The 21,063-nt window shown below is 62.4% G+C and carries 13 protein-coding genes; 7 read left to right on the top strand and 6 right to left on the bottom strand.

Going from position 1 to position 21,063, the window contains the following annotated elements:
• The first annotated feature begins 162 nt into the window (after positions 1-162).
• Both HX818_RS18315 and metR read left to right on the top strand, forming a co-directional pair.
• Positions 163-5,739, top strand: coding sequence for a dermonecrotic toxin domain-containing protein (locus HX818_RS18315; RefSeq protein WP_177020509.1), 5,577 nt, complete (start codon positions 163-165; stop codon positions 5,737-5,739).
• A 97-nt stretch (positions 5,740-5,836) separates the two neighbouring features.
• A complete protein-coding gene (gene metR / locus HX818_RS18310; protein ID WP_003216460.1) occupies positions 5,837-6,754 on the top strand; it encodes a transcriptional regulator MetR in 918 nt (305 codons plus the stop codon).
• A 113-nt stretch (positions 6,755-6,867) separates the two neighbouring features.
• On the opposite strand, the gene HX818_RS18305 is transcribed toward metR, so the two are convergent.
• The 5 genes from HX818_RS18305 to HX818_RS18285 all read right to left on the bottom strand — a co-directional run bounded on the left by HX818_RS18305 (position 6,868) and on the right by HX818_RS18285 (position 11,604).
• Positions 6,868-7,278 carry an NUDIX domain-containing protein gene (locus tag HX818_RS18305; RefSeq protein WP_177020508.1) on the bottom strand — a complete coding sequence of 137 codons (411 nt, stop codon included), beginning with the start codon at positions 7,276-7,278 and terminating at the stop codon, positions 6,868-6,870.
• Between the two features lie 48 nt (positions 7,279-7,326).
• Entirely contained in the window at positions 7,327-8,673 is a 1,347-nt protein-coding gene (locus HX818_RS18300; protein WP_177020507.1) for an HD domain-containing phosphohydrolase, read from the bottom strand.
• Between the two features lie 182 nt (positions 8,674-8,855).
• A complete protein-coding gene (locus tag HX818_RS18295; protein ID WP_003216453.1) occupies positions 8,856-9,128 on the bottom strand; it encodes a type B 50S ribosomal protein L31 in 273 nt (90 codons plus the stop codon).
• Positions 9,129-9,228: 100 nt separating this feature from the next.
• A complete protein-coding gene (locus HX818_RS18290; protein WP_003216451.1) occupies positions 9,229-10,554 on the bottom strand; it encodes an APC family permease in 1,326 nt (441 codons plus the stop codon).
• A 228-nt stretch (positions 10,555-10,782) separates the two neighbouring features.
• Complete coding sequence (locus tag HX818_RS18285; RefSeq protein WP_102369845.1) at positions 10,783-11,604, bottom strand: carbon-nitrogen hydrolase family protein; 822 nt, start codon at positions 11,602-11,604, stop codon at positions 10,783-10,785.
• A 93-nt stretch (positions 11,605-11,697) separates the two neighbouring features.
• Here HX818_RS18285 and HX818_RS18280 point away from each other — a divergent pair, with 93 nt between their 5' ends.
• From HX818_RS18280 to HX818_RS18265, 4 genes are all read left to right on the top strand, one after another.
• A complete protein-coding gene (locus HX818_RS18280; protein WP_003216446.1) occupies positions 11,698-12,462 on the top strand; it encodes a LuxR C-terminal-related transcriptional regulator in 765 nt (254 codons plus the stop codon).
• Positions 12,463-12,592: 130 nt separating this feature from the next.
• Positions 12,593-14,212 (top strand): FMN-binding glutamate synthase family protein, encoded by a 1,620-nt coding sequence (locus tag HX818_RS18275; RefSeq protein ID WP_177020506.1) that lies wholly within the window; start codon positions 12,593-12,595, stop codon positions 14,210-14,212.
• A gap of 66 nt (positions 14,213-14,278) precedes the next feature.
• Positions 14,279-14,575 (top strand): cupin domain-containing protein, encoded by a 297-nt coding sequence (locus HX818_RS18270; protein WP_003216439.1) that lies wholly within the window; start codon positions 14,279-14,281, stop codon positions 14,573-14,575.
• 143 nt (positions 14,576-14,718) lie between these two features.
• Complete coding sequence (locus tag HX818_RS18265) at positions 14,719-15,843, top strand: OpgC family protein (RefSeq protein ID WP_177020505.1); 1,125 nt, start codon at positions 14,719-14,721, stop codon at positions 15,841-15,843.
• Between the two features lie 45 nt (positions 15,844-15,888).
• On the opposite strand, the gene HX818_RS18260 is transcribed toward HX818_RS18265, so the two are convergent.
• Positions 15,889-17,301 (bottom strand): amino acid permease, encoded by a 1,413-nt coding sequence (locus HX818_RS18260; RefSeq protein ID WP_003216436.1) that lies wholly within the window; start codon positions 17,299-17,301, stop codon positions 15,889-15,891.
• Between the two features lie 615 nt (positions 17,302-17,916).
• Between HX818_RS18260 and HX818_RS18255 the strand changes: the two genes are divergently transcribed.
• On the top strand, positions 17,917-21,009 hold the full coding sequence (locus HX818_RS18255; RefSeq protein ID WP_177020504.1) for a biosynthetic peptidoglycan transglycosylase: 3,093 nt from the start codon (positions 17,917-17,919) through the stop codon (positions 21,007-21,009).
• Positions 21,010-21,063 lie beyond the last annotated feature (54 nt).

Genomic DNA, 21,063 nt, shown 5'->3' with positions numbered 1-21,063 from the left:
GATGAACTTTGTACAAGCGCGCTGCCACAGTTCAGTGACAGTTTGATGAAGGGCGCCCAACGGTCATCCGCGTATCTATCTATCACCTCACGCCCTGGCCCCGCCTTTTTAATGGTGCATTCACCGGCAAGCCCGGTCTCACCAGAGCATGAACACACCATCATGAGTGACCTCACCCTACTTCCCCCGTCTGCCACCCTGAGCGACTTCGCCTCACCGTCGCTTCCAGGCCAGGCCCGCCTCCAGGACCAAAGCCTGTCCCTGCAAGCCTCAGCGCGCTGGCGCGAAAGCCAACAGGAGCTGCATCAACTGATTGCCCAGGCACCCGGCGTACGTGACTCCATCGAACAACTGCTCACAGAGCATTGGCAACTGGGCGCCGCACCGGTCGGCCTGGGATTTCTCAAGACCGAAGATCACGACGAGCACTTCGTCAGCCTGGTGGATGCCTGGGGATTTATCTGCCAGTTTCCAGACATCTCCCCCACCCTGGATACGCGCAGCACCGTGGTCGGCCTGGCGTCCCACCGCCTGTCAGCCCTCACGCCCGTGCAATTGCTCAAGCGGCTCCAGGCACTGGGCCTGGGGAAACTGCTCAGCGCCCGCTGGGAAAACTATTGGAGTACCCGGGCGCCGGGTACGCCGTTGTCCCGTCGCGAGCGGGCGGCACAACTGTACTGCCAGCATTTCGAGGCCTGCGGGCAATCGGCCTATGCCCAGGGAAGGCTGGGTGCCCAACAACTGATCTCGTTGCAGACAGTGCTCAACCCGGTCACCACCCCCAATGGCGTACGCCCCGTCGAGACCTGCCAGCTGGCGTTGCTGCTGCCCGACCAGAGCAAGGTCAAATTGGCTGGCGCCTGGGTCATCTCCGTGGGCCAGGAGCCGCTGTTGACACAAACCCTGTACCTGCCCTGCCGGCAACCCGGCGTGATGGTCTTCAGCCAACGCCGCGACATGGAGCAGTGGCTGGTCGCAGCGCATCAGCAACTGATCCCGCCGGACGTCGCGGCTGACGCTGTCACCGTCGAATACAGCTCGCGCACCGAACCCCTGGAGCACGGCATTCTGGACCTGCTGTCGCACCTGCACGCGGCTCAGCTGGAAAGCCTGCGCAACCGTCATCGCAATGGCAGTGACCTGGCCCGTTACGCCAGCCATGCCCTGGATGATGCCGACCGCCTGGACAGCCAGCGCCGGGAAATCCCGATGCTTATCGCACCGCATCAACCGGCAGATACGCCCGGCCCGGACGCTGACGACCTGCCTCCTGCCCTGCCCTTCGGCCACCTCAGCGCCGACATTGCCCTGGGCCAACGCTGGGCCGCGATCAGGCTGCAACGCAGCGCACTGGAGCGCTTCCTGGGCGATGGCCCTGAGCAAACCGCCCGGCTGGCGCAGTTGAAGGGTTTGATGCAGGCGCTGAAAGACGCAGAGCAGGCCGGCAATGATGCCGCCAGCGGCCTGCTGGCAAAAAAAGCCGCCTTCGATCAACTTGAGCTGCGGCAAAAACCCAATCCGGACTATGACGCGCTCTACCAGGCGCGGCTCGCCGCCCTGCGCGCCGAGGGCGCCATCCAGCATGCGCTCCAGCAGATCAGCGATGAAGAACACGGCCTGCTCCTGGCCGTCACGGAACACCCCGCGGCCCCGGAACGCCGCCCGGCTGTCGCGGTGACCCGCCTGATCCTCTCCAGCCGTGACCCAAGGGAAGGTTCCGAGGAGCTGACAGGCCTGTTGCTCATCACCCAGACCAGCGCGCTGACCTCTTCGGTGCCCCACAGCCTGTTGCTGTACTGGCCCGGCAATGCAGGCGGCCTGCAGCGTTTCGAATCCCGCCAAGCCCTGGAACACTCGCTGTTCAAGCTGTCGAGCGAAGCGCAGGACGTCACCCTGCAATTGTCGCTGCTGACCGGCGACCCGATTGAATACTCGTTGCAACAGCAGCTGTACGCCAGCGAACAACAGGCGTATGCGCTGATCTCCCTCTTCCCGGTGCCTCCGTTCGGCCAGGAGCGAACCGAAGGCCTGGACAAACTCAAAGAGCAAACCCTGTTTACCCTGCAAACCCCGGTGTGCCCGGCGCGGGAACTGGCGTATGGACAACTGCTCGAGCAACAACGCAGCAGCACCCTGGCCGGGGCACTGCCTGGGGAGTTGAGCCAGTTGCCGGCAGATGAACGCCTGGCGCTCAAGCACCTGATACACGCGCAGATCAGCGCCCTGCATCGCTCGCAGCAATTGCTCGAGCGCGAGCTGGAACCCTTCGACGACTTCGGCCAGCGCCGCCTGGACCAACGCCTGCGCGAAGACTTCCAGCTTGAACACACCTGGTCGGTGCAACTGGACCTGCCCGATACGGTCAGCCAGGAGCGCGAATACCTGTCCGAATACGCGGGCCCGGGTACACCGTTCAAGTATGTGACGGTGCCCAGTACCCGCCGCAGCACCCTGTCATTGTTGCAACTGGCCCAGCAAAACATCGACCCGACGCTGGCCCAGCGCCTGACCTACATGAAGCTCGATGTCTCCGGCCCCAATGCCCCTGAAACCACCCGGCTGACCACCGGCCTGTCCCTGGAATACCTGAAGACCCTGGTCAAGGAGCTGGACCTCGCCGGGGCCTACGAAAGCTTGATCACCCGCACCTTCCTCGGTGATCCCGCGGCGGCGCCTTTCACCACGCAGCACCGTCGCGAATGCCTGACCGAGCCCCTGCGCCTGATGCTCATACTGCAAGGCAAACGCGCGCGGGCCCTGGGGCGATTCGACGACAACGATCTGCGGCTGCTGAACATCGCCATCGACGCCGACAACGCGGATGCCTGGCAGGTGGAAGACAAGAAAATCGTGCTGCTGCCGGCCACCCTGAGTGCGGGCGGTGAAGATACCGACTTCGGTCCGACCACCCTGTCAGGGGTCACCTTCATCCAGGAACAAATCTCCGGCACAACCCTGCTGTACCTGCCAAACAGCCCGGACAACCAGGACCTGCGGCGCTACGCGAGCCTGGAACTGGCCCGCAAGGCGCTCTACGACCTCAGCCTGGTCAGCGGCATGAGCGCCTACCTGGCCGGCCTGGCCATCAAGGGCGACACCGCCGCCCACCTCGCCCGGATCGCCCAGGCCCAGCAACGGAATTTTGATCCGATCTTTGCCGTCGGAACACCGTGGCCGGCCACCACATCGCTGGCCGCCCATTTGCTGAACGCCCATATGGGCCGCGTCATAGAAGCGCATCGCGCGACCTCGCGCTCCAACGCGGCCTTGTTGCTGGAGCAGAATGCGCTGCGCGCCGGGCTGATCTTCAACTACCTGAAAATCGCCCTGGGGCTGGTGCCTTTCGTCGGTTCGGTCGTCGCGCTGTATGACGCCTGGTCCAGTGCCAACCTGGCCACTGCTGCGTTCCTGCGCGGGAACGTCGGCCATGGCCTGGCCGAGGTCGAGGCGGTGCTGTTGTCGCTGATCGACTGCGCCATGGACATTCTGCCGGGCAGCCTCGCCCTGCCGATCAACGCCCGCGCTGCCACGCGCCAGCGTCAATTGCGCCATCTGGCCAGCAGCGCCGCCAGCCTGCACCTGCCCTCGGTCACCCAGGCTCGGCGGGCGGCACAGCGTTTCGCCGGTTATGAATATGAAGGAGTGATCTCGCTGGCCGGGCTGCAACCGCAGACCCACGGTTTTTATCGCAATGTGTACCGGCATACCGAAGGCGACTTCATCATGCGGCGCGGGCGCATCTATCAGGTTGAGCTGGCCGGCGATCCCCTGGACTGGCGCCTGAGCCCGACCCGCAGCAAAACCTACAAGCAGCCGATTGCCCTGGATGAAAACGGCGAATGGGACACTCACTACGGCGTCTACGGCAGCGCATTCAAGGGCGGCCTGGCGGGTGGCGGCAGCGTGCTCGGGCATATGGCCGAAGTGCTTGATCCGATCTGGCCCCAGGCGATCCGTGATTACTTGCCGCGCTGGTGGACCGACCGCGCCCTGCGCCGCCAACAGGCGCTGGCCAACAGTATCAACAGCCGTGAAGACCTGATTGCGCTCTCCATTAACCGAACCGAAGAACTGATGGCCCGCACCGACAGCGCAGGCCCGGCGATCCGCAGATCCTTCGAGCAGGACATCGAACTGTACAGCCGCCAGTATCAGGAACTGACGGAGTTCGTGCCCTTTACCAGCGGCAACCGCCAGCGCGCGATCAGAGAGGACATGAGCCGCAATGCGGCGCGCCTGACCCTCACCACCCTGAACCGGGCGCGCTATCACTTCAAGCAGATCGAGGCACGGATCCTGGAGCTTGGAACCCATAACATGACCGCCATCAACCCCGAGATTTTCGGCACACCGGCGCTTGTTCCTGCCGTGCTGGACATTCTGCGGCAACGTAAAAGGATCAGTGTCGAGATTCTGCGCAACCTGGACATAATCGATGCCGACTTTCCCCAATTCAATCGCTGGTTCGAACAGGTGACTGACACCGCCCACCGTGCCCGGCTAAGCCCGATGCTGGAACGGTTCCGACACGTGCTTAATGACAACTACCGCATGCACCTGAGGCTGGCGCACCGCTTCGACACCCTTGAGGTATACCCCGAAGTGACCGAACTGTCCTGGTGGTACCTGAGAGCCCAGGCCCGTGACAGCTATGCCAAGGTCAACCGGGCCCAGGCTTCGCATTTTGAATTGCCTAACGCCACTGCCAACATCACACAGCGGCGCAAGGTGCTGGAAGACTGCATACAGGCCTATGAACAATTCCGGCTGACCATCCGCACCTGGAACCTCGGTTACCCCCAGCATTTCGACCAGGCGCAACTCAGTGCGTTTTTCGTCGACATTGACCAGATGATCGAACTCGCCCGCCGGGCCATCAAGGAGTCGCCGGCAAGCCGCCCACCGGCCGGGCAACCTGTACGGCGGGTATTCGACACCGAGGACGATATTTCCCTGGTAGGTACCGAGATCATCGACCCGCAAACCCAGGCCACTACTTACCGGGTCGAGAGCGCCAGAGGGCGGTCCGAGACCTGGATCAAGGGCCCCGGCGGCAAGTCCCGGCTCAAGGACAATGCCGCCTCGGAACCCGCGCCGCCGGAGTCCAACGTCAAGCCGTTCGTGGTGAGCGAAGCCAGGGCTCGCCTGGACAACGTCGCGCTGTACGAAAACCGCGCCACCGCCTACACCGAGCAAAAAATGCTGCCGGTGGACCTGGAGCACCTGCTGGTCAGTGAAGCGGCCGAGTTGAACCTGCGGGCCAATCGCCTGGAACGCCTGGACCCCACCGAAGACCTCGTGCGCCAGTTGCGGGCCAAGGCCGCGGAGCTGACCATCAAGGGCCGCAACCTGCGAATCCGCCAGACCCTCGCCAGCAAAACCCCCACCGAAGGCTATCTGGACTACCTTCGCGAACAACGGGTGGTGGAGATTCGCAAGGGCGAACCGGCCCGCAACCTCAATGAAGGCAAGAAAGGACGGGCGGTTTTTCTTCAGGAATACGTGATTCAGGACCTGACACAAACGCCGCCCGCCACCCTGTGGTATGCGCACTTTCATTACGACAAGGCCGGGGCGCAGTTCGACGAGTTCATCAAGGCCCACTTGAAGATTCCCGAGCAGCGCAACCTGGGCCTGCAATGGCAAGTCGCCCAGGCGCAAGCCGGGGTCGCGGTGGACCCTATCTGGCGCGGCAATATCGGGCGAGCGCTGGCCACCCGGCACTTTGCCGGGGTGTAAAGGCGGCGGGACTTGCGCACGACGGTCGACACACATAACAACATGAGACAAACTCAACCGATCCGAATTTGTCACAAGTTATATTCATGGAGACCCCGTGCTCGAAATCCGCCATCTCAAGACCCTGCACGCCTTGCGCGAAGCCGACAGCCTGGTGGAGGCCGCTGAGCGCCTGCACCTGACGCAATCAGCACTCTCCCACCAGTTCAAGGAACTGGAAGAGCGCATGGGCATGCAGTTATTCGTGCGCAAGACCAAGCCGCTGCGCTTCACCAGCGCCGGCCTGCGCCTGCTGCAACTGGCGGACGCCACCCTGCCCTTGCTGCGCGGTGCCGAACGCGACATCGCGCGCCTGGCCGGCGGCACGGCCGGGCGTTTGCACATGGCCATCGAGTGCCACAGTTGCTTCCAGTGGTTGATGCCGACCATCGACCAGTTCCGCGATGCCTGGCCGGAAGTCGAGCTGGACCTGGCCTCCGGCTTCGCCTTCGCGCCGCTGCCGGCCCTGGCCCGTGGCGACCTGGACCTGGTGGTGACCTCGGACCCGCTGGAGCTGCCGGGCATCACCTATGTACCGCTGTTCACCTACGAAGCCATGCTCGCCGTGGCCAACCAGCACCCGCTGGCGAACAAGCCGTACATCGTGCCCGAAGACCTGATCAGCGAAACCCTGATCACCTACCCGGTGGAACGGGATCGCCTGGACATCTTCACCCGCTTCCTGGAACCGGCAGATGTAGAACCGGCCCAGGTGCGCACCTCGGAACTGACGGTGATGATGATGCAGTTGGTGGCCAGCGGTCGCGGCGTGTGCGGCATGCCCCATTGGGCGCTGCATGAATACAGCTCCCGGGGGTATGTGAAGGCCAAGCGGCTGGGGGAGAAAGGTTTGTTTGCCACGCTGTACGCCGGGATTCGCGCCGACATGCTCGATGCGCCGTACATGCGTGATTTTCTGCTGACGGCCAAGGACACCTCGTTTTCGACCCTGGACGGCGTCAGCGCCGTTCGCTGACCTGTAGCGGATACCTGTGGCGAGGGAGCTTGCTCCCGCCGGGCTGCGCAGCAGACCCAAAAATCCTGGGGCCGCTTCGCGCCCCAGCGGGAGCAAGCTCCCTCGCCACAAGATCAGGCAGGGATCAGAGAGGCGCGATAGAACGGCAGAATCAAATCCCGGGTCAGCGGCGCAAGCTGCAAACCACCGTCGCCAGCCGGGTCGATCCAGCACACCTCTTCAATCTCGGCAGCCGGCATCACCGCCACGTCGATGTGCACCTGGAACAAATCGGCCTGCACCACAAACCCCGGCTCATTCGCCGCCGGCGCCGAGAACTGCCCAAGGTACACAGCCGCCGCCGGATCAATCCGCAGGCCCAGTTCTTCGTGCAGCTCACGGGCCAAAGCCTCTACGGGTTGCTCGCCGGCATCGATCTTGCCGCCCGGCTGCATGAAGGCCTGGGTGCCGCGCTTGCGTACCAGCAGGGTCTGGCCGTCGCTGCCGATCAGCAGGGCGGCGGCGATGCGAATGGTGGAGGTCATGGGAAAGTCGCCTTGAATACAAAGGCGCAAGGATCCCATGAACCGGTATCAGCTCGAAAGCGGCGTCTCATCCGGTTCCTTGATAAACACGCTGTACTTCGCCCCTTCCATGGCCTCGAACGCAATCAGCTTGTCCACCAGCGGCAGGTTCAACACCTTGCCGGCGTTGAGCAGCAGCATGCCGTTGTCGGCGTTGAGGTTGCGCGCCAGCACCATGCCTTCGGCCAGTTCGCGGGTGCTCAGGACCTTGACCGACGGGTCGCCCAGGGTCACGTCGCTGAGGAACGCGGCGCACGCCTGGACGAAGTCCTCGACCATGTCCGGGTCGTAAAGGCGCCCGGCGTATTTGCGGATGTAGAGCAGCGCTTCGTCGCTGTTCATCTGCCGCTCAAGGATCAAGCCGCGTTGCAATTCGATGAAGTCCACCGCCAGTTTCAACAGGCGCGAACCTACAGGTATTGCTTCGCCCTTGAGGTGGTCGGGAAAGCCGCTGCCGTCCCAGCGTTCCTGGTGATGGCGGATCAAGCGTGCCGCGTCTTTCATCGGTTCCAGGGTCATCAGCAACGATTCGCTCTGGGCCGGATACGCCCGGTACCGCTCACGGTAGGTGCTGTGCAGCAGGTCGCTGGGAGAGACCATCATGTTGTCGCTCCAACTCAACTTGCCGATGTTGTAGAGCGCGGCGGCCATGGTCAGGTCGCGATTGCTGGCCTCATCCAGGCCGCGGCCGTGGCACCAGGTGCGCACCAGCTCGATGATCTGCCGGTTGGTTTGCTTGGCTCGGGGCAAGCGCAGGTTGGCCAGCAGCGAGAACACTTCGGTGCCGGTGGCGTAGCTGTGTTTGAGTTCTTCGTAGGCCAGGTCGAGCATGTCAGCGGTTTGCTGCAGCTCGCTGGTGCGTGAGGCCACGCGTTTTTCCAGGCTGGCGTTGAGTTGCTTGAGTTCGTCGTTCTGCTGGCGGGTCAATTGCTCCAGGCGCAGGCGCTCACGCTCGGAATGTTGATGGGCCAGGGATTGCCGCAACGCCAGCAGCAGTTCTTCGTCTTTCCAGGGTTTGCTCAGGTAGCGGTAGATCTGCCCTTCGTTGATGGCCTTGATGATCAGCGTCAGGTCGGTTTCACCGGTCAGCAGGATACGCACGGTGTGCGGGTAATCATGGTGGATCTGCGCAAGCAGGGTGGCGCCGTCCATGTCCGGCAGGCGCGCGGCACTCATCACCAGGTCGACGGGTTGCTGCGCCAGAATCGCCAGCGCGTGAGCGGCGTCGGTGGCGCTGCATAATTCAAAGGGTTCCAGGCGCAGCAACTGCGTCAGGCGGTCCAGCACGTCCGGGTGTGCGTCAATCAACAGCACTACCGGGCGGTCGGGATTTGCGAAGGTCACTGACTCTCCCATGGGGCACCTCGTATAGCGTCGATGTGCGTGTCCTACGGTCAAGGTAACAGCCTCCTGGCCATTACCCAGCAGTTTAGTCGGTTTTTCTTTGCAGTGATGGCCTTGCGACATCACTTCGTCAGATGGGCATAAAAAAGGGCCACTTCATTGAATGAAGCGGCCCTGAGGTAACGCGCGGTGCATCACGCCTCGGCGGTTTTACCGGCCGAACCAAACGACGCAAATCGCTTGTTGAAGCCGGCGATGCGGCCTTCGGACTGGGTCTTGCGCTGTTGGCCGGTGTACACCGGGTGCGAGGCGCTGGACACGTCCAGGAGTACGTAGGGGTAAGTGTTGCCGTCGCTGTGTTGTTGCGTACGGTCGGTTTCCACGGTGGAACCGATCAGGAAGAAAACGTCGGCGGCGGTGTCATGGAACAACACGGTGCGGTAGTCGGGGTGGATACCAGGTTTCATAAGGCCTCCGGGGCGTCTGGGTGAACATCAAGTGTTATACAGTAACACAAATGATGCACCCAAACGAGAACCGATTGCAATAAGAATAGACCCCAAGCTTCTATGCGGCTTCCTGAAAGTCCATTTCCGGGGGCTGCCGGGAGAAGCCCCGCGTCAGGAAACCCAGGTACACCAGGCCAATCGCCAACCAGCTCAGGCCCAGGTAAATCGCCAGGTGATCCAGGCTGACCATCAACCACAAATCCGCCACCAGGCCGATGGTCGGGAACACCAGGAACAGCACCAACTCCCGCAAACCGCGCTGCTTGGCACCGATCCAGTAGTGGAAGATCACCGACAGGTTCACCAGGCTGAAAGCCAGGAACGCACCGAAGTTGATGAACGAGGTGGAGGTGGTGACGTCCAGTCTCAACGCCAGTAACGCAACCACCGCACACAGCAGGATGCTGTTGACCGGCGTACCGAAGCGCGCGTGCAAAGTACCGAAGAACGACTTGGGCAACACCCCGTCGCGCCCCATCGCAAACAGCAACCGCGAACCGCTGGCCTGCGCCGACAGCCCCGAGGCGAACTGGCCGACGATCAGGCCGATCAGGAAGATCGACACAAACAGGTCGCCGCCAATGTTGCGGGCAATCTCGTAGGCGGCAGAATCCACGTCGGTGAACTCAAACGATGGGTGGGCGATCTGCACGAAGTACGACACACCGACGAAGATCAGCCCGCCGATCAGGGTGATCAGCATGATCGCCCGGGGAATCGTGCGGCGCGGGTCGCGGGTTTCTTCGGTCAGGGTGCTGACCGCGTCAAAGCCCAGGAACGAATAGCAGGCGATCGCCGCACCGCTCATGATCAACGGCATTTGCATCTGGCCGTTGAAGAACGGGGTGATGGTCCACAGCGGCTTGCTCGCATCACCGCCGATGTAGTGGATGCACAGCGCGACGAAGGCGACCAGCACCAGGAACTGCACCAGCATCAGCAAGGCGTTGATGCCGTTGGCGAGTTTCAGGCCGATGATGTTGATCACACTGGTGACCCCGATAAACGCCAGTACCCAGACCCATTGCGGCACGGCCGGGAAGGCCGAATGCAGGTAGGCCGCGCCGATCAGCCAGATGGCCATGGGCAGGAACAGGTAGTCGAGCAACACCGCCCAACCGGCGATAAACCCGAGCTTGGGGCTGATGGCCTTGCGCACATAGCTGTAGGCAGACCCGGCCACCGGGAACGCCGAGGCCATGCGGCCGTAGCTCATGGCGGTAAAGAACATCGCCACCAGGGCGGCCAGGTAAGCGGCCGGGACCATGCCGGCGGTGGATTGCGCCAGGATACCGAAGGTGCCCAGGACAATGATCGGTGTCATATAGGCGATGCCAAACAGCACCACCGACCCTAACGACAGGGTGCGTTGCAAACGAGCCATGAGCGATTCTCCGCGCAATTATTAGATTTATGGCAGAACTGAAGTCGGTGCAGCGAACGCAATAATTTTTATGGTTGAAGCAGCTTTTTGGTGAAATGCAGCTTCTGTGGCGAGGGGGCTTGTCCCCCGTTGGGCTGCGAAGCGGCCCCAGAAAAAGCGGGAGCGCTTCGCACTCCAACGGGGGACAAGCCCCCTCGCCACAACAGCATCCTTGCCACGAGACCCGTGTCAGGGTTTGGGGATCAACAATTCCCGCGTCCCGTCCTCGCGCTCAATCACCTCCCCCGGCAATTTCAAGCGCTGGTCATCCAGGTAGCGATAGTCCTGTCGCGCCGCCGCCAGTTGCCCCAGGTCCAGTTCAACGCGGAACTGCCCTTCCCCGCGCCCGGCTTCAAACAGCAAGCTGCCGAACGGGTCGACCAGCGCACTGCCACCGGCGAACATCAGGCCGTCGTCGCCCTCTTCCACTCGGTTGACCATCAGCGCGAACGCCTGGTTTTCCTGGGCGCGGGCCATGATCGCAGTGCGGTGAGTGGGGCCGTACGGGTCCATGTTGCCGTTGGTGACGATCAACACTTCAGCGCCCAACTGCGCCAGGGCCCGGGCGGTTTCCGGGAATTCGATGTCGTAACAGATCAACAGGCCAACTCGCACGCCGTTCCACACGCAGGTGGCGTAGCGGTCACCCGGGGTGAAGACGCCGCGGTCCGAGGCCCACAGGTGGGTCTTGCGATAGCGCAGGGCGATGCCGTCCGGGGTGATCATCAAGGTGGTGTTATAGAATTGGCCCGCGTCGCTCTCGGCCATGCCGATCACCACGGCGATGTTGCGCGCGCGGGCGGCCTGGATAATCGCCTGCACGGTCGGGCCGTCCACCGGCTCGGCCACCTCGGCCACGGTGCCGGCGGTCGGGAAGCCCATCAGGTGGGTTTCCGGGAATACGACCAATTGGGTATCCGCCGCACACGCAGCAATTGCCGCCAACGCGCGCTCAAGGTTGTAAGCTGTGCCGTTATCGCGGCCTGCCAGCTGGGCAAATTCGACCTTCATGGTTATTCCTTGTTCTTTATCTGTGGCGCAGTATGCGCAGCCGCGAACACTCGGGAAATCACGCAGCCGGGTTAACCCTATGGGGGTAGATGCATGACATTGTCGCTGGAAGACATCGCCTGGCACCGTTCGGTGGGGCAGATGATAGACGCCCTGGACCAGCCGAATTTCTGGACGCAGCTTGTCCGGTTGCTGGACCAATATGTGCCGTTCGACAGTTGGGTGGTGTTGCTGTTCAGCAGCGAGCACAAACCCCTGGTGTTCGCCGAATGCCCGGGCCAGGACGGCGAACCCGACCATCTGTTCCAGGATTACCTCAACGGTTTATACCTGCTCGATCCCTTCTACATCGCCAGCCGCGAACACTCGCGCACCGGGCTGTTTCGCCTGGCCGAAGTGGCCCCGGAGCATTTCGAGCTGACCGAGTATTACCAGCGCTACTTCCGGTTGAACGTGGTGGCCGATGAAATCCAGTTCAATTGCCAGCAACCGGACGGGCGAACCCTATGCCTGTCCCTGGGCTCCAAACAGCGCTTTGACCCACAGCAGATTGCCCTGCTGTCGCTGATTCAACCGTGGGTACTGGGCTTGCTGCGCCAGCGCCTGCCCCATGAACTCAACCAGGTGAGCGCTCCGGAGCAGCCGATCCACAACGATGGCTGGGGCGCGCAACTCACCGCGCGGGAGCTGGATGTGGGCCGTTTGATGCTCAGTGGTTGCTCCAGCAAGGAAATCGCTCGTAAGCTGGAAATCTCTGTTGAAACCGTGAAAGTCCATAAGAAACACATGTACAGCAAGCTAGGGATCAAATCCCAGTCGGAGCTGTTCTCGATTTTTCTGCAGGCGCAAAACGCCTGATCGAGCCCTGTAGGAGCGAGCTTGCTCGCGAAAAACGTCAATGCACCGCGGTCATCCAGACAACCGCGCTATCGTTAACGACCTTCGCGAGCAAGCTCGCTCCTACAGGATAAAAACTAAGGAACCCTGTATGAGCCTGTCCTTGTTAAGCCGTTACGCGTTCTTTGCCGTCTGCGTCATTTTCACCCTCGCCAGCATGCCGTTTATCGAACACGAATGGCTGTGGCCGATCGCCGTGGTCACCGGCATCCTTAGCCTGATCGGCATTTTCGACCTGCTGCAAAGCCCCCACGCGGTGCGCCGCAACTACCCGATCCTGGGCAATATCCGTTACCTGGTGGAAGGCATCCGTCCGGAAATCCGCCAGTACCTGCTGGAATCCGACAGCGACGCCCTGCCCTTCTCCCGGGCCCAGCGCTCGCTGGTCTACTCCCGCGCCAAGAATGAAAGTGCCGACAAACCCTTCGGCACGCTGATCGACGTGTACCAGTCGGGCTTTGAGTTTATCGGCCACTCCATGCGCCCCGCGCCGCTGAGCGACCCCAGCGCGTTTCGCGTGATCGTTGGCGGCCCGCAATGCAAGCAGCCCTACTCGGCCTCGGTGTTCAACATCTCGGCCATGAGCTTCGGTTCGCTGAGCGCCAATGCGATTCGCGCGCTCAACCAGGGGGCCAAGCTCGGCAACTTCGCCCATGACACCGGTGAAGGCAGCATCAGCCCCTATCACCGGGAAAACGGCGGCGACCTGACCTGGGAGCTCGGCAGCGGCTACTTCGGCTGCCGCACCAGCGCCGGCCTTTTCGACCCGGAACGCTTCGCCGTGCAGGCGCAGAACCCGCAAGTGCGGATGATCGAAATCAAGATGAGCCAGGGCGCCAAACCGGGCCACGGCGGGATCCTGCCCAAGCACAAGGTCACCCAGGAAATCGCCGACACCCGCGGCATCATGATGGGCGAGGACTGCATCTCGCCTTCGCGCCACAGCGCGTTTTCCACTCCCATCGAAATGATGCACTTCATCGCCCAGCTGCGTGAACTGTCGGGCGGCAAACCGGTGGGCTTCAAGTTCTGCCTGGGCCACCCGTGGGAATTCATGGGCATCGCCAAGGCCATGCTCGAAACCGGCATCCTCCCGGACTTTATCGTGGTGGACGGCAAGGAAGGCGGAACCGGCGCCGCGCCGGTGGAGTTCACCGACCACATCGGCGTGCCGCTGCGTGAAGGCTTGTTGTTCGTGCACAACACCCTGGTGGGCTTGAACCTGCGGGACAAGATCAAGCTCGGCGCCAGCGGCAAGATCGTCAGCGCGTTCGACATCGCCAGCGTCCTGGCCATCGGTGCCGACTGGGCCAACTCGGCGCGGGGCTTCATGTTCGCCATCGGCTGTATCCAGTCGCAAAGCTGCCACACCAACAAATGCCCCACCGGGGTGGCCACCCAGGACCCGTTGCGCCAGCGCGCACTGGTGGTGTCGGACAAGGCCCAGCGCGTGTTCAACTTCCACCGCAACACGCTGAAGGCCCTGGCCGAAATGCTCGCTGCCGCCGGTCTCGACCACCCTTCGCAACTCTCGGCCAAGCACCTGGTGCGGCGCATGTCGGCCACCGAGATCAAGTTGTTTTCGCAGCTGCATGTGTTCCTGAAACCTGGCGAATTGCTCACCGGCGAAGTGAACGGCGAGTTTTATTCGCGCATGTGGCAGATGGCGCGGGCGGACAGTTTTGAGCCGAATGAAATCGCCGCGGCCTGAGCCCGCACTGAACAACCCCGCTGAACCGGACCACCGAACGGCATCGTTGAAACAAGGAGCTTCACCATGCCGTTACTCGACTTCACCGCCCTTGCCGCCCAACTGCCGGACACCTGGAAATCCACCCGCGTGGGCCAGGTCGGCCCGGCGCGGATCAAGGTGCTGCGCATGGATGCACAGGCTTATGAAGAAGAAACCCACGACTACAACGAAGGGCTGTTGGTGATCGACGGCCTTTTGCGCCTGTCTATTGGCGAGGAGGCCATCGACGTCGGCGCCGGTCAGATGTACCTGGTTGAAGCCGGCATCGCCCACGCGGTACTCGCCGGCAGCCAAGGCACGCTGGTGATCATCGACGTTTAAACAAAGCGATGAGACATTCAGCAAAAAACTCAGCTTTGCAATTGCTTACAAATACCGCCAACCTGCGCCCGCCCGACGTACGGCTCGACTGAAGCCGTCGTCCACTTGTCATTACTAAACCCCTTGTTCAAGAGCCCGCTGCCATGTTGAACGGACGCGACCCGCGCATCGATTTTTTTCGGGGCCTGGCGTTGATCTTTATTTTCTGGGATCACGTGCCCCACAACCCTCTGGGCCAGATCACCTTGCGCAACTTCGGTTTCAGCGACGCGGCGGAGGTCTTCGTGTTCCTGGCCGGTTATGCGGCCGTGCTGGCCTACGGCAAGATCCTGCAGCGCGACGGTTATCTGATCGCCTGCGTGAAGATCTGGCGGCGCACCTGGGTGCTGTACGTGGTGCACATCTTCCTGCTGGCGATGCTGATGGGCATCGTGTTCTTCGCCAACAGCCATGTGGAAACCCGCGACCTCGTTGAAGAGATGGGCCTGACGCACTTCGTCACCCATCCCCAGCAAGCCCTAGTGGATGAACTGCTGTTGCGCTTCAAACCCAACCTGATGGACCCGTTGCCGCTGTACATCGTGCTGCTGGGTTGCCTGCCGCTGGTGTTGCCGCTGCTGTTGCGCAAGACCTGGGCGGTGGTGGCTGTTTCGCTGGCGGTGTACTTGCTGGCGCCGCACCTGGGCTGGAACCTGGCGGCGATTGCCGACGGCGTGTGGTACTTCAACCCGGTGACCTGGCAGTTGCTGTTTGTGCTGGGCGGCGCGGCGGCGATTCATGCCGGGCAACCCCGCCCTGTCGAGACTCGGCGCCTGTTGCGTCAGCCATTGTTCGTCGCTGCGGCGGTGTATGCGCTGGTGGCGGGGGTTCTCACGCTCTCGTGGCGCTGGCCGGAAATCCACGACGCGCTGATGCCGTCGGCGCTCAGTGACCTGCTGTACCCCATCAGCAAGACCGACCTGTCGCCCGTGCGTTTGCTGCACTTCCTGGCCCTGGCCTATGTCACCGCCAAGCTGTTGCCTGGCCACGCCTGGACGCAAAACTGGCTGGCGCAGCAAACCTGCCGCATGGGCCGCTACTCCCTGGAGGTGTTCTGCCTGGGGGTGCTGCTGGCACCGCTGGCGGACATGATCAATGCGATCACCGGCGATGCCTTCGCCATGCAAATCTTCACCGCATTGGTAGGCGCCGGGCTGATGGCGCTGCTGGGGGCCTGGCTGGATTTGAACAAACGGCTCACCCAACCGGCGCCCCCCGCCACCGCCTGAAAAACAAAAAGCCCCGTAAGGGGCTTTTTGTTGAGCGCAGGAAACTCAGCTCGCGGTGCGTGCCGCCGCTTGAGTCGGCTGCAACTTGAACACGTAGAACAACACCGTCAGCAGCACCAGGAACACCGGCCCCACGTAGAGCGCCACACGGGTGTCCGGGAAGTACGCCATCAGGCCCACCACCAGCACCAGGAACGCCAAGGCCAGGTAGGAGCTGACCGGGTACAGCCACATGCGGTATTTAAGGCCGTCACGTTCGGCCTGGGTCAGGCTCTTGCGGAACTTGAGCTGGGCCAGGAGGATCATCAGCCAGGTCCAGATCGCGCCGAAGGTAGCGATGGAAGTGACCCAGACGAAGACTTTTTCCGGAACCATGTAGTTGAGCAGCACGCCCAGCAACAGCACGAAGATCGACAGCAGCAGCGCCTTGCGCGGCACGCCGTTGCTTGAGGTGGTACCGAACGTGGCCGGGGCCTGGCCGTTCTGTGCCAGGCTGTAGAGCATGCGCCCGGTGCTGAAGATACCGCCGTTGCACGACGACAACGCTGCGGTGATCACCACGAAGTTGATGATGCCGGCGGCGGTCTTGATACCCAGGCGCTCGAAGGTCATCACGAACGGGCTGCCCTGGGTGCCGATTTCGTTCCACGGGTAGATCGACAGAATCACGAACAACGCACCGACGTAGAACAGCAGGATGCGCCAGAACACCGAGCCGATGGCACTCGGGATGGTCTTCTGCGGGTTCTTCGCTTCACCGGCGGTGAGGCCGATCATCTCCACGCCCAGGTAGGCGAACATCACCATCTGCAGGGACATCAACACACCCTGCACGCCATTGGGCATAAAGCCGCCGTGGGTCCACAGGTTGGAAATGCCCAGGGCCACGCCATCGTTGCCAAAGCCGAACGCGATGATGCCGACGCCGCCGATCACCATGGCGATGATGGTGACGATCTTGATCAGTGCGAACCAGAACTCGAACTCACCGAAGGCCTTGACCGCGATCAGGTTGATGGTGCCCATGCTGATCAGTGCTGCCAGGGCCCAGATCCAGCGGGGTGTATCGGGGAACCACACGCCCATGTACACGGCGACGGCCGTGATTTCTGCCACGCAGGTCACCAGCCACAGGAACCAATAGTTCCAGCCGGTGAGAAAGCCCGCCAGCGGGCCGAGGTAATCCTGGGCGTAGCGGCTGAACGAACCGGCCACCGGGTTGTGCACGGCCATCTCGCCGAGGGCGCGCATGATCACCAGGATCGCCAGGCCGCCGATGATGTACGACAGCATGATCGCCGGGCCGGCCATTTCAATGGCCTTGGCCGAGCCGAGGAACAGGCCGACGCCGATGCATGCACCGAGGGCCATCAGGCGAATATGCCGTTCGCCGAGTTCGCGTTTCAGCGGACCGCCCTGAGCGGTCTCGCCGTGGGGCAGATGATTGCCAGCTGGCATAGGGATACAACCTCGTCTTGTTATTGGATATGAGCCACCGAGTCCGGGGCGTCATGGCGGGTCTGCCATGGCGTACCGTTGCCGGATCACCTTTTGGGTAAAACGGTCTGGCCGGGCCAGATCAGCGGGGGTGCAGTATAAAAAGCTAAACCCAGGGGTTTTCACTCTATAAACGGCAAGATTCAGCGGGAACTCTCGGTAAAGGCGCCTTTTGCGGAGGAGCATCACCTGGTTAGCGTAGGAATCATCGCCACCAAACGGCGGCGAGTATTGCACGGTAATGGTGCAGCGTCATGCCCCTACCTTTGGCGGGTTTACGGGTGGGGGAGGCTCTAGCTCGACGGTTTGGGGTTATGTGGCGGGGTTATCTGTGACGAGCGGGCTTGTCTGTGGCGAGGGGGCTTGCCCCCCGTTGGGCTGCGCAGCAGCCCCAGTAAACACACCGCATTTCTTCAGGAAGATCTTCATGGCAGGTTTTGGGGCTGCTGCGCAGCCCAACGGGGGACAAGCCCCCTCGCCACAAACAGCATCACCCTCACAAATTCCTCCCACTCGCCCACCACCGTCTAAGCTTCAACCAAGTCCGATCAATCTGCGTAAATGGATCAATCGACTATGGGCGCTTTATGGCAAAACGCTTCGACCAAGGCTGCGGTATCCACCGATAGCCCGGATGAACAGCCGTTGCCACAAAGCCCTCCTCCCCGCCGACGGTTGTGGTGGCGGCTGTTCTGGCTGGTGCTGCTGATTGCGCTGATCGCCCTGGGCTTTGCCGCCCTGCGGGAAATGCGCACTTCAAGGTTGCAGGCCAAAACCTTCTCCGACATTGCCTCAACCCTCACCTACCAAATGCATTCGGGCCCCAGCGATGCGCGGGTTTACCCTGGCGCCGGGCCCTTTGACAAGCGCCTGGGCTACAGCGCCCTCGGCGAGTTCCTGCCGCGCTTGATCAAGCGTGACTACCTGATCCAGGCTCAAGCGCGCTTCTCCCCCGACCTGATGACCTACGCCCAGCGCGGCCTGTTCGTGCCCTACCCGGAAAAAATCCAGGCCGGCCTGACCATCACCGATTGCCGCGCCGCACCGCTGTATCAGTTCACGTATCCACAACAGTTCTACCCAAGCTTTGCGGCGATCCCGCCGGTGGTGGTCAGCAGCCTGCTGTTTATCGAAGACCGCGACCTGCTGGACCCGAAAAACCCGCAACTCAACCCGGCCGTGGATTGGCCGCGCTTTGCCAAGGCCGCCTGGTCCCAGGTGGCGAAGCTTTTGCACCTGCCCGGCCAGACGGCAGGCGGCAGTACCCTGGCCACGCAGCTGGAAAAATACCGCCACTCGCCCGACGGCCTGACCCTGTCCGGCGGCGAGAAAATCCGCCAGATGATTTCTGCCAGCGTGCGCGCGTATCAGGACGGCCCGCAAACCCTTGCCGCTCGCCAGGACATCGTGCGCGACTACCTCAACAGCGTGCCCCTGTCGGCGGTACCCGGCCATGGCGAAGTGCACGGCATGGCCGAAGGCTTGCGCGTGTGGTACGGCGCCGACTTCAACCAGACAAACGCGCTGCTCATCGGCACCGACCCCAAACAGCTGCCGCAAAAGGGTCTGGCGTTGCGCGAGGTGCTGTCGCTGATGATCGCCCAGCGTCGCCCGTCTCACTATCTGTCCAAGGGCCACAAGGAACTGGCGGACCTCACCGACAGCCACATCCGCCTGCTCGCACAAAACAACGTGATCGACCCGGCGCTGGCCAGCGCAGCCCTCGCCAGCAAAGTCACCTACCGTGACTGGCAGCAACAACCGACGATCCAGCCAATCGAAACCAACAAGGGCATCAGCGTCGCCCGCACTCGCCTGGCCGCCCTGCTCAACCAGCCGCTGTACGACCTCGACCGACTCGATCTTTCTGCCACGAGCACCTTGCAAGCCGACCTGCAAAGCCAGGCCAGCACGTACCTCAAGCAACTCGCCGACCCCGCCTTCGCCGCGCAGATCGGCCTGCTCGGGCCCACGCTGCTGACGCCCGCCAGCACCGCTCAGGTTCGCTACAGTTTCAACCTCTACGAGATGACACCCGACGGTGCCCGCGTGCGCGTGCAAACCGACAGCACCGACCAGCCATTCGACATCAACGAAGGCAGCAAGCTGGAACTGGGTTCAACCGCCAAGCTGCGGGTGATGACTACCTACCTGCAAATCGTCAGCGAACTGCATGATAAATACGCTGCGACACCTGCCGCCGAGCTGCGCAAAGTCCCGGTCGAGGACACGGACCGCATTACCCGCTGGGCCCTCGACTACCTGGCCCAGAACAGCGACCGCAACCTGCCGGCCATGCTCGACGCCGCCCTCAATCGCCAATACTCGGCCAACACCGGCGAAGGTTTTTTCACCGGCGGCGGCATGCACCACTTCCATAACTTCCGCAGCCAGGACAACGGTCGCAATCCCACGTTGATCGAAGCCCTGCGCGAGTCGATCAACTTGCCGTTCATTCGCCTGATGCGTGACCTGGTGCGCTACAGCACCTATCACGGTGCGAACAACAGTGCCGAGTTGCTCAAGGACGACAGTGACCCGAGGCGCCAGGAATACCTGGCCAAATTCGCCGACCGCGAAGGCACCACCTTCCTGCTCAAGTTCTGGAAGAAATACCGCAACAAGAACACCCAGGCGCGCCTCGACACCTTCCTCGACAGCATGCACCCCACCGCCATTCGCCTGGCCGCCGTACACCGCTACCTGCTGCCCAACGCCAGCCAGGCGAGTTTCAACAGCTTCGTCCGCTCGCACTTGAGCAGCGTCAAAAGCCCTGAAAAACTCACCGACGAGCGCCTCGAAAAGCTCTACCAGAATTACGGCCCCGGCGCCTACGACCTGCCTGACCAAGGCTATATCGCCAAGGTTCACCCGCTGGACCTGTGGCTGATGGGCTACCTGCTGAACAACCCCGACGCCACCTTCACCCAGGCCACCGCCGCCAGTGAACACGAGCGCCAGGAGGTTTACAGCTGGCTGTTCAAGAGCCGCCACAAGAGTGCCCGCGACAGCCGCATCCGCACCATGCTGGAGATCGAAGCCTTCCTCGATATTCACCAGCGCTGGCAAAAAGTCGGCTACCCCTTCGACCATCTGGTGCCGTCGCTTGCCACGGCCATCGGCAGCTCCGGCGACCGCCCGGCGGCCCTGGCGGAACTGGTGGGGATCATCCTCAACGATGGCGTGCGCCAGCCCACCCTGCGTATCGACAGCCTGCGCTTTGCCGCCGACACCCCGTACGAAACCCGCTTGGTCAACGACCCCAATCGCGGCAAGCGCGTGATGCCTTCCGAGGTGGCCACGGCACTCAAGGGGGCGCTGTCCCAGGTGGTGGACGCCGGCACTGCACGGCGCGTGTCCGGCAGTTTCAAACTGGCGGACGGTACGCCTTTGGCCATGGGCGGCAAGACCGGTACCGGCGACAACCGGATCGAAGCCATCGGCGCCGGCGGGCGGATTCTCAGCTCCAAGGCGATCAACCGCACGGCGACCTTCGTGTTCTACATCGGCGAGCATCATTTCGGCACGCTGACCGCCTTCGTCCCCGGCGCTTCGGCCCAGGGTTTCAAGTTCACTTCGGCGTTGCCGGTACAGGTACTCAAGGGCATGGCGCCGATTCTTACGCCCTATCTGCAACCGGGCAACAACAGCTTATGCAGCGTGCGCTGATGGGCCTATCCCTGCGCTTTTCACTTGCGGATTACTGAGGGATCCGCCGCGGTT

The sequence above is a fragment of the Pseudomonas sp. F9001 genome (genome assembly GCF_013385435.1).
GTDB lineage: Bacteria > Pseudomonadota > Gammaproteobacteria > Pseudomonadales > Pseudomonadaceae > Aquipseudomonas.
Note: the sequence above shows the minus strand (reverse complement) of the source record. Positions and strands in the feature narration are given on the sequence as shown.